Here is a 12,415-nt window from a genome sequence, read left to right on the forward strand (position 1 = left end):
TAGCACAATCCACCTCATCAACGCGAACGTAGCGGCGCCACCCTCAACGAGACATGACCGGCACCGGCTCTTCGACCACTCGCGGCGCCGCGCCCGCCAGTTCCACCACCGCCTTGAGCATGCCGTTGCCCGGCATCACGCCGGCCTCGAACTGGCCCACAAAGGATTGCTCGAACGGATTGGAGGGGTCCGACGCCGCCGGATCGGGCGTGAGCCGGATCGCCACTTCGCGGCCATCCGGCATGCGGCGCGTGAGCCTGATCATTGCGGGATCGACCCGGGTGCGGTCGCCGAGCCGCAGATGCACATGCACCTTGCAGACGTCACCGGTTCGATAGATCGGCTCGTCCGGCTCGAGCCTGACGCCGACCAGTTCGGTCATGCTGCCATCGACTGAAAGCATCTTGCCGCGCTCCCGGACCGGCACCGTACCGATCGCGCGCGGCACACCTTCGGTCAGCGCCACACGCAGGAAATTCTGGATCTGCGGATCGTGCAGAATGCGCTGATGATCGGCGAAGCTGGTCGGATGCAGCGGCACCCGCTCGATCACCGCGCTGTCGCGGGTCACCGTGCCGTCTCCTGCCCAGCTAAACTGCAGTTGCAGGGTCGAGGTACCGCCGCCATTCCTGAACCCGGCGCGCTGGGGCGTGCGCTGGTCGACGCCGATCAGAAGCACATCCTCGATGCCCCTGGGCATCGGGGTCGCGACCATCGCCTCCAGCTTCCTGATCCGCACGAAGGTCTTGTCCAGATCTGGCATGGTTGCGGTATCGACGCCGTCCCATTGCAGTCCGGTCCAGGTCTCCGCCCTGGCCGGATCGAACGACGTGCTGCCACCATTGTCGCAACAATCCCGGTAGCGCGGCATCATCTCGAAGATCGACGGAAACGACAGCATGGTGCGGCGGAAACCATCGAGCCCGCCCATGACGTGGTTGAGCGGTCCCCACCCCTTTTCCACGGTCTGGTACACTTTCACCGAACCCTGAAACGGAGCGCCCGCGCTGAACAGCCGCGCCACCCGATCGCCGCCCTCGCCCTCGATCACATAGGCGCGCGCCACCAGCGCCCCCATGGAATGCGCGAGGATGTCGACCTTGCCGTCCGGCACCTTGTCGCGGACGAATGCTTCGAGCGCCTTCGCATTGTCGAAGACCGAGCGCCGCCAGTCATACGAAAACAGAAACAAGTTGCGGTTCTCGCGGTAACCGGTCTTTTCGAGATGGCGGATGATTGGGGTGTAGACGTCCTGCGAGTAGAGGCCGAGATAGACAATCTCGCGCACGATGCCGCAGGGCTTGATCGGATCCTTCGCGCCCGGCTCATGCGACAGCCGGATGGTGGGAAATTGCCGGAGCGCTCCCAGCGTGCCCCAGACCAGTTCGGTCTGTTTCGGATCCTTCGCGTCGGGGCGGCATAGCCGCGAGCCAAGCAATCCCGGCACCAGAATAAGCGGGCGCTGGATGACCTGCTTTGGCTGCGAAGGAGCCGTCTGCGCCGCCGCCTCCGGCGACAAGCATGCCGCCATGACCATCGCGACGGCCAACGCCAACGCGCGGCCGCGATGCCGACCATTTGCGACGGGCAAATTAAGGCCCAACTCGTCGCCTCCAGGTTCCGGGCTTCTGCATAGTGGCCCGTTTTCCCGAATTTAGCAGAGTCCGGCGCGCCTCCGCTCAGATTGTCGTGATCGGAATGCGGCATCGAGGGCCTTCCAAACCCGGGCGAGAAATGGTTGTGTCCGCGCCCGCTGGACGCGGCGAGAGAATCCGATGGCTCTGGTCTTTTTCGTATTGGGTCTCGGCCTGCTCGTATTGGGGGCCGAGTTGTTGGTGCGTGGCGCCTCAAAGCTCGCCCTGACATTCGGAATCTCGCCGCTGGTCGTTGGCCTGACCGTGGTGGCATTTGGCACCAGCGCGCCCGAAGTTGCGGTGTCGGTTCAGTCTGCAGTCTCGGGCCAAACAGAGATTGCCGTCGGCAATGTCGTCGGCAGCAATATCTTCAACGTGCTGTTCATTCTCGGCCTGTCCGCCTTGATCACGCCGTTGCTGGTCGATCGCCAGTTGATCCGTCAGGAAGTCCCGGTGATGACCGCAATCTCTCTGCTGATGGCCGCTCTGGCCTGGGACGGAGAATTGTCGCGCATCGACGGGGTGTTCTTCATTTTGCTGCTGGCCGCCTATACGGTGTTCGTGATCGTTCAAAGCCGCCGCCTGCAATCCGAGCCCGAACAGCAAACGGCGATTAGCAGCGCGCCGGGCTGGGACTCGAAGCTGCCGGTGCAGTTGATCCTGATTGCCGTCGGCCTCGGGATGCTGGTCCTCGGCGCGAGATGGCTGGTCTCGGCGGCGATCACGTTCGCCACCTATCTTGGCGTCAGCGAGATGGTCATCGGACTCACCGTCGTCGCCGCCGGTACCTCTCTGCCGGAGGTTGCGACATCGGTGATGGCCGCGCTCCGTGGTGAGCGCGACATCGCGGTCGGCAATGTGGTCGGCAGCAACATCTTCAATATTCTCGGCGTACTCGGGCTTTCGGCGGCGGTTGCACCCGGTGGCCTCGTCGTGCCGGCGGCGATGATCGCGTTCGACATCCCGGTGATGCTGGCCGTCGCCTTCGCCTGCCTGCCGATCTTCTTTACCGGCAATCTGATTGCGCGCTGGGAGGGTGGCCTCTTCTTCGCGCTTTACGTCGCCTATACGACCTATCTGATCCTGGCGGCGAAACAGCACGACGCGCTGTCGACCTATGGCTTCGTCCTGGGCACATTCGTACTGCCGCTTTGTGCCATCACCATCGTGGTCATCGCCTGGCGTGAATGGCGGCGCAGACACCCATTGGCTTGACTCATAGCGTTCCTGCCTGCGAAGTCGCGCCATGACACCGGACATTGCCGACAAGCTTGCAGCCATTGGTCGCGTCATCGACCCTCAGAAGACCGCCGCCATCTACGCGCCCATGCACGACACCGAACCCTATTCGGGCGTCGCGGTGACGCGAGACATCAGCTACGGCCCCGCCGAGCGCAATCTGCTCGACGTGTTCGTGGCAAACGCTGCGAGCGGACCCCGGCCGGTGCTGATGTTCGTCCATGGCGGCGGTTTCACCGGCGGCAACAAGGCCACGCCGGGCTCGCCCTTCTATGACAACGTCCCGCTCTGGGCGGCGCGCAACGGGCTGATCGGCGTCAACATGACCTACCGGCTCGCGCCGCAGCATCCGTGGCCGGCCGGGCCGGAGGATGTCGGCGCCGCGTTGCGCTGGGTCGCCGGCAATATCGCGAAATACGGCGGCGATCCGTCGACGATCGTGCTGTTCGGACATTCGGCCGGCGCCACCCATGCCGGCACTTACGCCGCCATGCCGCAATTCCATGGACCGGACGGCCTCGGCATTGCCGGGCTGATCCTGACCTCCGGCATCTACGACCTGGCAGATTTTCCCGTTAATGACGGCTACCGCTCCTATATCGGCAGCGACGCGTCGCTCTATCCCGCCCGCTCGCCGATCGGGGGGCTGAGCAAGCTCGCCGTGCCGTCGATGGTGGTCTATGCCGAGCTCGACCCGCCGCCATTCATCCCGCAATTCGAGCGGCTGGTGGCGGCCATGGCGGAGGCACCCGGCGGCAGGCCGACAACGCTGATGCTGCGACAGCACAGCCATCTCTCACTCGGTTATGCCATCGGCACGGACGATAAGGCGCTCACCGCGCCGATCCTGGATTTCGTGACGGGGCTGAAATAGGTCAGCCGCCGCGTCGCCATTCACGCGGCTCAGGAATCGGCCGAGAACATTCACCGAGATCCGGCCATCACCGGCAGCGCTGCATTTCGCCGACGGCGGTCTGATCCCATGTGACGCTGAGTTTGCTGCCCTTCAGCTGCAGGCCGATCGGCATGACGCGCGAGCCCCCCTGCCCGAAGCAGTTCGCTTCCAGATAGAGGCCGTTGGCAATGCGGTATGATTTCTTGACGGTGCAGGATGCCTGATACCACGCGACCGAGCGATCGGAGACAACCAGTGCCGTGGTTTGCGCGGTCTGTCCGAAGCCGTTGCAGCCGGCGGGATCGAGCGACCATCGGCCCATGAACACCGGATCGGTCGCGAGCGCGACGTTGACGCAAAGCCAGAGCGTCAAAGCGCCGATTGCCAAACCGCCGATGATCTTCACGCCGCCTACTCCCCGCCCTTATCCTTTCTGATCTTCGCCCAGTAATCCAGACGTTTCCTGATCTCGCGTTCGAAGCCGCGTTCCGGCGGATCGTAGAAGGTTTGGCGCGGCAGTGCGTCGGGGAAATAGTTCTGGCCGGAAAACCCCTCGGCGGTGTCGTGGTCATACGCATAGCCGCGGCCGAAGCCCTCGTCCTTCATCAGACGTGTCGGCGCATTGAGGATATGCTTCGGCGGCACCAGCGACCCGTGCTGCTTCGCCGCGCTCATCGCCGCGCCATAGGCGCGATAGGCCGCATTCGACTTCGGTGCGGTCGCGACGTAGATTACCGCCTGCGCGATCGCCAGTTCGCCTTCCGGCGACCCAAGAAAATCGTACGCATCTTTTGCCGCGTTGCAGATCGTCAGCGCCTGCGGGTCGGCGAGACCAATATCCTCCACTGCCATCCGCACCACGCGCCGCGCGATATAGAGCGGGTTCTCGCCGGCGTCGAACATGCGCGCGAGATAGTAGAGCGCGGCGTCCGGATCGGAGCCGCGCACCGATTTATGCAGCGCCGAAATCAGGTTGTAATGGCCGTCCTGCCCCTTGTCGTAGATCGGCGCGCGCCGCTGCACGATCTCCTGTAACGCGGCTTCACCGAAAATCTCGTCCGGCCGGGCCGCGCGCCAGATTTCTTCCGTCAGCGTGAGCGAAGCGCGGCCGTCGCCGTCGGCCATACGGATGAGCGAGGCGCGAGCCTTGTCATCGAGTGGCAACGGTTTCCCCTCGATGTCCTCGGCGCGCGCCAGCAACTTCCCGATCGCATCCTCATCGAGCGAACGAAACACCAGCACGCGGGCACGCGACAGCACCGGCGCATTCAGTTCGAAGGACGGGTTCTCGGTGGTGGCACCGACCAGCACGATGGTGCCGTCTTCCATCACCGGCAGGAAGGAATCCTGCTGCGCGCGGTTGAAGCGGTGAATCTCATCGACGAACAGCAGCGTGCCCTGCCCGGTCTCGCGCCGCGCGCGGGCTTGCTCGAAGGCTTTCTTGAGGTCGGCAACGCCGGTGAAGATCGCGGAAATCTGCTCGAAGTGAAGCTCGGTCTCCTGCGCCAGAAGCCGCGCGACCGTGGTCTTGCCGGTGCCTGGCGGCCCCCAGAAAATCAGCGAGCCCAGCGAACGCGTTGCCAGCATGCGCGTGAGCACGCCGTCCGGCCCGAGCAGATGATCCTGGCCGACGACATCGGCAAGCTTCTGAGGACGCAGCTTGTCGGCGAGCGGCCGCGGCGTCCCCTTGTCGAGCCCCGCCGCGGTGAACAGGTTCGGCCCGCCCTGCTTCGCGCGCGGGCTCATGCTGCGCTCACCCGGGGAACTGCGCAGTGATCTGGCGTCCGCCGCGCAGAATGGTGACCAGCCACAGCCTTGACGGATCGCGGGTCACGCGCTCCAGGTCCTTGCTGGTGGCGACGCGCTTTTCGTTGATCGAAATCACCACGTCGCCCTTCTGGAATCCGAGCCGCTGCGCGATCGACCCGTTCCCAAGCTCGAGCACGACGACGCCTTCGGCCGACGGATCGAGCCGCAACTCCTCGGCAAGCGCGGGCGACAGATTGCCGACCTTGGCACCGGACAGCGGCGAGCGTGACTTTATCACGACTTCCTCGCGCGGACGGTCGGGCGCACTTTGCAATGCGACGGTCACGACGGTCTCGCGGCCGCTGCGCAGCAGACCGACCTTGGCCTGCCCGCCCAGAGGCTTCGTGCCGAAGCGATAGTCGAAACCGTTCTGATCCTCCACCACCTGATCTTCGATCGATACGATCACATCGCCGGTCTTGATGCCGGCCTTGGCCGCCGGCGAATTGGCGCTGACGCCGGCGACCAGCGCGCCGGAGGCGCGCTTCAGGCCGAGGCCTTCGGCAATTTCCGGCGTGATGTTCTGCAGTTTGGCGCCGAGCCAGGGACGCTTCACCGCGGTACCGCCGCCGCGCGCGGAGGCGACCACCACCTGCACCATGTTCACGGGGATCGCGAAGCCGATGCCCTGCGAACCGCCCGAGCGCGAGAAGATCGCGGTGTTGATGCCGACCAGCTTGCCCGACATGTCGACCAGCGCGCCGCCGGAATTGCCCGGATTGATCGCGGCATCGGTCTGGATGAAGAACTGATAATCGGTGATGCCGACCTGGGTGCGGGCCAGCGCCGACACGATGCCATGCGTTACCGTCTGCCCGACCCCGAACGGATTGCCGATCGCCAGCAACAGATCGCCAACCTGCAGATCGTCTGAATCCCCGAACTCGATGGCGGGGAAGCGTTCCTTCGGTTCCTTGATCCTCAGGATCGCGAGGTCGGTGCGCGCATCCTTCAACACGATCTCGGCCTCGAATTCGCGCTTGTCGGCCAGCGACACCTTCACCTCGGTGGCGCCCTCAACCACATGGTTGTTGGTGATGATGAGCCCGCCGCGGTCGACGATCACGCCGGAACCCAACGAGCGCTGCATCTGTTCGCGCGGGATGTTGCCGGGCGCCCCGAAGAAGCGGCGGAACAGCGGGTCCTCGAACATCGGGTTGCGCACCTCGACCGTCCGCGCGGCATACACATTGACCACGGCCGGAGCCGCCCGCTTGACGACCGAAGCAAACGACAGCTTCATTTCAGCCAGCGAGCCTGGAAGCGCCCGTTCCTGAGCCTGCGCGAAGGGTACGAAGGCGAGAATCGTTAGCCCCAGGGTGACGAGCATCGTTCGGAGCGTGCGGCGTTCGGTCATGCGAAATTCCCCAGAATCCGACGTCAGATATAGGCCGAACGGAGCGCCAAATGAAGGGCGGTCCCGTACACATGCCATTCATCCGCCACGGCCAATAATTCAATAAGACCAGAAGCTTGCGCCGGGTCTCCGGCCACCCGGCGGGGGGCGGAAATGGAGCTGGGGAGATATTTGTGACCGATCAGGTGAATAAGACTGCGACCTCGGTAGCGGTCATCGTCTATGTGGCGGCCTTCGTGGTCGGCACCATCGTGATGAGCTTCGAGATGCTGGGCTCGCGCTACCTGAACCCATATTTCGGCAGCGGCATCTACACCTGGGCGGCACTGATCTCGACCGTGCTGGCGGCGTTGTGCGTCGGCTATTTCCTCGGCGGCTGGCTCGCCGACCGCGCCCCCTCCCTCACCGTGCTCGGCCTGACCGTCATCATCGGCTCGGTCTATATCCTGCTGGTTCCGGTTTTCGCCGAACGGATGCTGGAAATGCTGCTGGCGGGCATCGACGATGTGCGCGCCGGCAGCCTCGTTGCTTCGATCGCGATCCTGTTCTTTCCGGTCACATTTCTCGGAATGTTTTCGCCATTCGGCATCCGTCTCCTGCTGCGCAACCCCGCGCATTCCGGACGCGTCTCCGGCACCGTCTACGGCGTCAACACCTTCGGCAGCATCGTCGGCACGCTCGGCACAACCTTCTATCTGATCCCGACGATGGGTTCGCGCGCGATCACGATCACCGCCGGCATTGCCGGAATCCTGTCGGGACTGGCGCTGATGGCCGCGCAGCGGCTGGTGCGTGCGCTTCCGATCGCATTGATCGCGGGCGCGCTGGCCTCGGGCTCGGTTGCGCTCATGCCCCACGCCGCGTCGGGCGAGGAGCTCGTCGACATGACGGTGCGCGAGCAATTGCTCACCCGCAAGGACGGGCAGCTCGATCACGTCGAAACCACCTACAACGACATCTTCGTTTTCAAGGAAAACGCCGAGCTTCACATGGCGTTTCAGCTCAAGGGCTGGGACTTCACCCAATCCTCGATCAACCTCAAGGATGCCGACGACCTTCCGCTCGCTTACACCCGTCAGATGACCATGGCGGTGACCTACCCGGCCGAACTGAAGCGTATCCTGATGATCGGTCTCGGCGGCGGCTCGATCTCAACCTATCTCGGCCGCCACATGCCCAACGTCGTGATCGACACGGTGGAGATCGACCCCGGCGTGATCAGCGCGGCCAAGAAATATTTCGGCATCCGCGAAAGCGAGCGCGTGCGCTACATCGATGGCGACGGCCGCGTCTTTCTCAACCGCAACAAGCAGCCCTACGACCTCATCATCCTGGACGCCTTCCACGGCGGCTACATTCCGTTCCATCTTCTGACGCGGGAATTCTTCCAGCTGGTGAAGCGCAACCTGACGCCGGATGGCGCGATTGCCATGAACATCCATGACGGGACCAAACTGTATTACTCGGCGTTGCGGACCATCGGCGCCGTATTTCCCGTGCTGCATCCGTATCCGAGCGGTGAAGGCGAAGTGATCGCCGTCGCCACGTTGAAGCCGCGCGACCGCGACGCGATCGTCAAGCGTGCCGGCGAGATGCAGGAGACGTTCAAGTTCCGCTTTCCCCTGCCCGACCTGGTCGCCAAGCCGCTGGACAAGCCCAATCTCGCGCAGGGCGTCATGCTGACCGACGATTTCGCGCCGGCCGACCTCTACAACGCGCTGCGTACCGGCCGCCAGAAGAAGCAGTAAGGCGCTCGCTTTATCGTGCGTAGTTGGACAGGCACGGGCAAGGGACCGAATCGTGCCTCGCCTTTTCCGGAGCGGATAGCCTGGCAGCCGCTCTATTTCTTCGGCGGCACAGTCCGCAGATAAGCGATCAGGTCGCGCATGTCCTTGTCGGACATCTTCGCATAGGAGGCATAGCCCATCGGCGGCTTCAGCTTGTCGCCGTTGCGGCTCACACCTTGTGTTATCGCGCGCCTGATCTCGGCATCGGTCCAGGCACCGAGTCCGGCCTTCTTGTCGGAGGTGATGTTGCGGGATGTCGAAACGCCCCACGGCCCGTTGAATTCGTGGCGCCCCACACCCATCTCGCCCGGCACTTGCGAAACTCCTTTCACGCGCGGCGAATGGCACTCCATGCAATGGCCGACGGTCGCGAGATAATAGCCGCGGCGCGCCTTGCGACTGATCTTGCCCATGGGCGGCGGCGTCAGATCCGGCTTCAGCGCAACCTTGTATTCCGGCGTCGGCACGGCATTCCTGATCGGCTTCAGAGAGCGCAGATAGGCCACGATGGCGTCGGCGTCGGTCGGCGTCAACACGGTATAGTAAGCGGTCGGCATCACCGCGAGCACCGTGCCGTCCGGCCGCACGCCTTTCATGATGGCGGTCTTGATCTGCTCCGCAGTCCAGTTTCCGAGTCCGCTTTCCTTGTCCGGCGTGAGGTTGGATGTGTAGACCTTGAAAGCCGGCGTCTCGAACACGTTGCCGCCGGCAAAAGGCTTGTCCGCACCGGCCGGCCCGCGCGGCGTATGGCAGCCGCCGCAATTCAAGATCGAATTGACCAGATACTCGCCGCGCTGCGCCGGCGATTGCGCAAGCGCAGACGAAGCGCCGGCAGCAATTGCCGCGGCCACGAAAACGAGACGAATCATCGGAAAATCTCCAGCCCCAGTCTGGGATCATTTTAATTTGCCAGACGATGTCGCGGAAGTTCGAGGCGGTGGTCTTCGCCGGAAATCATGTCTCATTCCGCGCAAATCGACACGCAATCTGCGCAAATGCCGGGATTTCCATGCGGCACGCGTTGCGGCATGTCCGCGGTCCCGCCCTCCCGTGAAATTGCCTGCGCCGTCGGTCGTTTTCACGCGAAGCGCCTCAAAAGCATGGCAGCCTGTCTTCAACGGGCGCGGCACTTGAAATTGCAGCATAGTGGCTTCACGTCTTGCGGAGCCTGAATTGCCCTCGCCAGACCTGAACCGGAGCCCGCCCCATGAAGGCCATCGGCTACTACAAGTCCCTCCCCATTGCGGACGCGCAGTCCCTGCTCGATGTCGACGTTCCGGCCCCGGAGCCACACGGCCGCGACCTGCGCGTTTCGGTCCGGGCGATCTCGGTCAATCCCGTCGACACCAAGATGCGCATGCGGTCGACGCCGGCGGAGGGATCGGTCGCGGTGCTCGGCTGGGATGTCGCCGGCATTGTGGATGCGACCGGACCGGATGCCACGTTGTTCAAGCCGGGCGATGAAGTCTATTACGCCGGCGCGATCGACCGGCCGGGCGCCAATGCGCAATTGCATCTGGTCGATGAGCGCATTGTCGGCCGGAAGCCGAAGTCGCTATCCTTCACCGAGGCCGCGGCGCTACCGCTCACCTCGATCACCGCCTGGGAATTGCTGTTCGACCGGCTCGCCGTCCGGCCGGGAAAGTCACCCGACAACCGGACCTTGCTGATCGTCGGCGGAGCCGGTGGCGTTGGCTCGATCCTCATCCAGCTGGCGCGGCGCCTGACCGGACTGACGGTGCTCGCCACGGCGTCGCGCCCGGAGACCAGGCAATGGTGCCTCGATCTCGGCGCGCACGCGGTCATCGATCACAGCAAGCCGTTGCGGGCGCAGATCGAAACATTGGGCTTGCCGCCGGTCGCTCTCATTGCAAGCCTGACCAACACCGACACGCATTTCGAAGCGCTCGCCGATCTCATTGCTCCCCAAGGGCACCTTGCGCTGATCGACGATCCGGCCACGCTCGCGGTCTCGCTGCTGAAGCGAAAGAGCGTGGCCCTGCACTGGGAGTTCATGTACACGCGCAGCCTGTTCCAGACCGCGGACATGATCGCGCAGCACAATCTCCTGAACGACGTTTCCGCGCTGGTCGATGACGGCGTGATCAAGACAACGCTCGGCGATGACTACGGCACGATCAATGCCGCCAATCTAAAGCGCGCTCACACCATGCTGGAAAGCGGAAAGGCCCGGGGCAAAATCGTGCTGACTGGCTGGGACTGAGCTTATCGCGCGGCGTGCGCCTCGAGGAGCCGCACCATCGCCGTGTAACCGCGCCGCCTTGCGTGTCCCAGCGGCGTGACACCGTCGCGGTCCGCAATCGACGGATTTGCACCGGCCTCAAGCAGCAGCCGCACGATGTCCGTGTGGACCGCTCCTCCGTCGCCGAGGATCACCGCCTCGAGAAGCGCGGTCCAGCCGAGATTGTTGACGTGGTCGATATCGATTTTCGTCGCCAGCAAAACCTTGACCGCATCGATATGCCCGTAATGGCAGGCCGGGATCAGCGCGGTGCCGCCGTAGCGGTTGAGGCTTTTCAGGTCGGCGCCAGCGGCCAGGGTCATCTTCAAAATCTCGGTCCGGCCACGGGCGCCCGCATAGAGATACGGGCTGTCCTGGATGCCGTCCCTGGCGTTGACATCGGCGCCGGCCGCGATGAGAAGCCGCGCCGCCTCGATGTGATTGCCGTGGGTGGCCAGCAACAGTGGCGTGCGGCCTGCGGCGTCGCGGATGTCCACTTTCACGCCCGCCGCGAGCGATCGCTCGACCGCTGCCGCATCGCCCTTCGCTGCCGCCTCCAGCAGGGCATTGGCTGGTCCACCCTCGGCGCGCACGTCGGTCACGCCGCAGGCGAACAAAAAAAGAGCGGCGCAAAGCGCCGCTCTCGTAAATTCAATGGTGGTCGCAACGATCACGCCGAGGCGTTCTCATCGACCGCCTTCGCCTGCACCGGTCCGGAATCCAGACCCTTGGCGTCCTCGTCGCGATCGACGAACTCAATCACCGCGATCGGAGCGGAATCGCCATAGCGGAAGCCGGCCTTGATGATGCGGGTGTAGCCGCCGTTGCGGTCCTTGTAGCGAGGGCCCATCACGTCGAACAACTTCTTGACCATGGCGACATCACGCATCTGCGAGACCGCCTGGCGGCGCGCATGCAGGTCGCCGCGCTTGCCGAGCGTGATCAGCTTCTCGACGATCGGACGCAGGTCCTTGGCTTTCGGCAGCGTGGTGATGATCTGCTCGTGCTTGATCAGCGCCGCGCACATGTTGGCGAACATCGCCTTGCGATGCTCGGCGGTGCGGTTGAGCTTGCGGTGCGCATTACCGTGACGCATGGGACTATTCCTTCTCTTCTCTCATTGTCACGACAATCCGCCGGACGCTGTGTGCTCAGGTGGGCTTCCTGCGTTCGCCCAAAATAAAGCCGTGGCGGACATAAGTCCGCCACGGCTCTCAACTCAAACTCAGTAATGATCCTCGAAACGCTTGGCGAGGTCGTCGATGTTCTCCGGCGGCCAACCCGGCACTTCCATGCCGAGATGCAGGCCCATCTGCGCCAGCACTTCCTTGATCTCGTTCAGCGACTTGCGGCCGAAATTCGGGGTGCGGAGCATCTCGGCTTCGGTCTTCTGAACCAGGTCGCCGATATAGACGATATTGTCGTTCTTCAGGCAGTTCGCCGAACGCACCG

Annotated in this window: 12 protein-coding genes; 4 read left to right on the plus strand and 8 right to left on the minus strand. The window is 63.9% G+C overall.

Annotated elements, in window-relative coordinates; genetic code table 11:
• Positions 1-43: 43 nt before the first annotated feature.
• Positions 44-1,531 carry an alpha/beta hydrolase gene (locus tag AC5I5I_RS24000; RefSeq protein WP_495977343.1) on the minus strand — a complete coding sequence of 496 codons (1,488 nt, stop codon included), beginning with the start codon at positions 1,529-1,531 and terminating at the stop codon, positions 44-46.
• Positions 1,532-1,775: 244 nt separating this feature from the next.
• Between AC5I5I_RS24000 and AC5I5I_RS24005 the strand changes: the two genes are divergently transcribed.
• A complete protein-coding gene (locus tag AC5I5I_RS24005) occupies positions 1,776-2,849 on the plus strand; it encodes a calcium/sodium antiporter (RefSeq protein WP_495977345.1) in 1,074 nt (357 codons plus the stop codon).
• Between the two features lie 31 nt (positions 2,850-2,880).
• Positions 2,881-3,747 (plus strand): alpha/beta hydrolase, encoded by an 867-nt coding sequence (locus AC5I5I_RS24010; protein WP_495977347.1) that lies wholly within the window; start codon positions 2,881-2,883, stop codon positions 3,745-3,747.
• A 67-nt stretch (positions 3,748-3,814) separates the two neighbouring features.
• Here the strand turns inward: AC5I5I_RS24010 and AC5I5I_RS24015 are convergent, their stop codons facing one another.
• From AC5I5I_RS24015 to AC5I5I_RS24025, 3 genes are read right to left on the minus strand one after another with little or no spacing between them, the layout of a single operon-like run.
• The gene (locus AC5I5I_RS24015; protein ID WP_495977349.1) at positions 3,815-4,174 is read right to left on the minus strand and encodes a hypothetical protein; all 360 of its coding nucleotides are present in this window, start codon (positions 4,172-4,174) and stop codon (positions 3,815-3,817) included.
• Between the two features lie 5 nt (positions 4,175-4,179).
• Positions 4,180-5,514 (minus strand): replication-associated recombination protein A, encoded by a 1,335-nt coding sequence (locus AC5I5I_RS24020; protein ID WP_495977351.1) that lies wholly within the window; start codon positions 5,512-5,514, stop codon positions 4,180-4,182.
• A 7-nt stretch (positions 5,515-5,521) separates the two neighbouring features.
• Positions 5,522-6,934 carry a DegQ family serine endoprotease gene (locus AC5I5I_RS24025; RefSeq protein WP_495977353.1) on the minus strand — a complete coding sequence of 471 codons (1,413 nt, stop codon included), beginning with the start codon at positions 6,932-6,934 and terminating at the stop codon, positions 5,522-5,524.
• A 173-nt stretch (positions 6,935-7,107) separates the two neighbouring features.
• On the opposite strand from AC5I5I_RS24025, the gene AC5I5I_RS24030 reads away from it, so the two are divergent.
• Positions 7,108-8,682 (plus strand): fused MFS/spermidine synthase, encoded by a 1,575-nt coding sequence (locus tag AC5I5I_RS24030; RefSeq protein ID WP_495977355.1) that lies wholly within the window; start codon positions 7,108-7,110, stop codon positions 8,680-8,682.
• Positions 8,683-8,774: 92 nt separating this feature from the next.
• Here the strand turns inward: AC5I5I_RS24030 and AC5I5I_RS24035 are convergent, their stop codons facing one another.
• On the minus strand, positions 8,775-9,590 hold the full coding sequence (locus AC5I5I_RS24035) for a c-type cytochrome (RefSeq protein WP_495977357.1): 816 nt from the start codon (positions 9,588-9,590) through the stop codon (positions 8,775-8,777).
• Positions 9,591-9,928: 338 nt separating this feature from the next.
• Here AC5I5I_RS24035 and AC5I5I_RS24040 point away from each other — a divergent pair, with 338 nt between their 5' ends.
• The gene (locus AC5I5I_RS24040; protein ID WP_495977359.1) at positions 9,929-10,945 is read left to right on the plus strand and encodes a zinc-binding alcohol dehydrogenase family protein; all 1,017 of its coding nucleotides are present in this window, start codon (positions 9,929-9,931) and stop codon (positions 10,943-10,945) included.
• A 2-nt stretch (positions 10,946-10,947) separates the two neighbouring features.
• On the opposite strand, the gene AC5I5I_RS24045 is transcribed toward AC5I5I_RS24040, so the two are convergent.
• The 3 genes from AC5I5I_RS24045 to AC5I5I_RS24055 all read right to left on the minus strand — a co-directional run.
• A complete protein-coding gene (locus tag AC5I5I_RS24045; protein ID WP_495977361.1) occupies positions 10,948-11,565 on the minus strand; it encodes an ankyrin repeat domain-containing protein in 618 nt (205 codons plus the stop codon).
• Positions 11,566-11,633: 68 nt separating this feature from the next.
• On the minus strand, positions 11,634-12,059 hold the full coding sequence (gene rplQ, locus AC5I5I_RS24050; protein WP_495977362.1) for a 50S ribosomal protein L17: 426 nt from the start codon (positions 12,057-12,059) through the stop codon (positions 11,634-11,636).
• A gap of 129 nt (positions 12,060-12,188) precedes the next feature.
• Positions 12,189-12,415: DNA-directed RNA polymerase subunit alpha C-terminal domain-containing protein (locus tag AC5I5I_RS24055; RefSeq protein WP_495977364.1), on the minus strand; the 227-nt coding region annotated here is incomplete at its 5' end.

It is taken from the genome of Pseudorhodoplanes sp. (assembly GCF_059499825.1).

Bases quoted from the DNA above. Each gene is read 5' to 3' on its own strand.
- AC5I5I_RS24000 (WP_495977343.1), bottom strand. From the start codon at position 1,531: ATGGCGGCATGCTTGTCGCCGGAGGCGGCGGCGCAGACGGCTCCTTCG.
- AC5I5I_RS24040 (WP_495977359.1), top strand. From the start codon at position 9,929: ATGAAGGCCATCGGCTACTACAAGTCCCTCCCCATTGCGGACGCGCAG.
- AC5I5I_RS24035 (WP_495977357.1), bottom strand. From the start codon at position 9,590: ATGATTCGTCTCGTTTTCGTGGCCGCGGCAATTGCTGCCGGCGCTTCG.
- rplQ (WP_495977362.1), bottom strand. From the start codon at position 12,059: ATGCGTCACGGTAATGCGCACCGCAAGCTCAACCGCACCGCCGAGCAT.
- AC5I5I_RS24025 (WP_495977353.1), bottom strand. From the start codon at position 6,934: ATGACCGAACGCCGCACGCTCCGAACGATGCTCGTCACCCTGGGGCTA.
- AC5I5I_RS24010 (WP_495977347.1), top strand. From the start codon at position 2,881: ATGACACCGGACATTGCCGACAAGCTTGCAGCCATTGGTCGCGTCATC.
- AC5I5I_RS24020 (WP_495977351.1), bottom strand. From the start codon at position 5,514: ATGAGCCCGCGCGCGAAGCAGGGCGGGCCGAACCTGTTCACCGCGGCG.
- AC5I5I_RS24005 (WP_495977345.1), top strand. From the start codon at position 1,776: ATGGCTCTGGTCTTTTTCGTATTGGGTCTCGGCCTGCTCGTATTGGGG.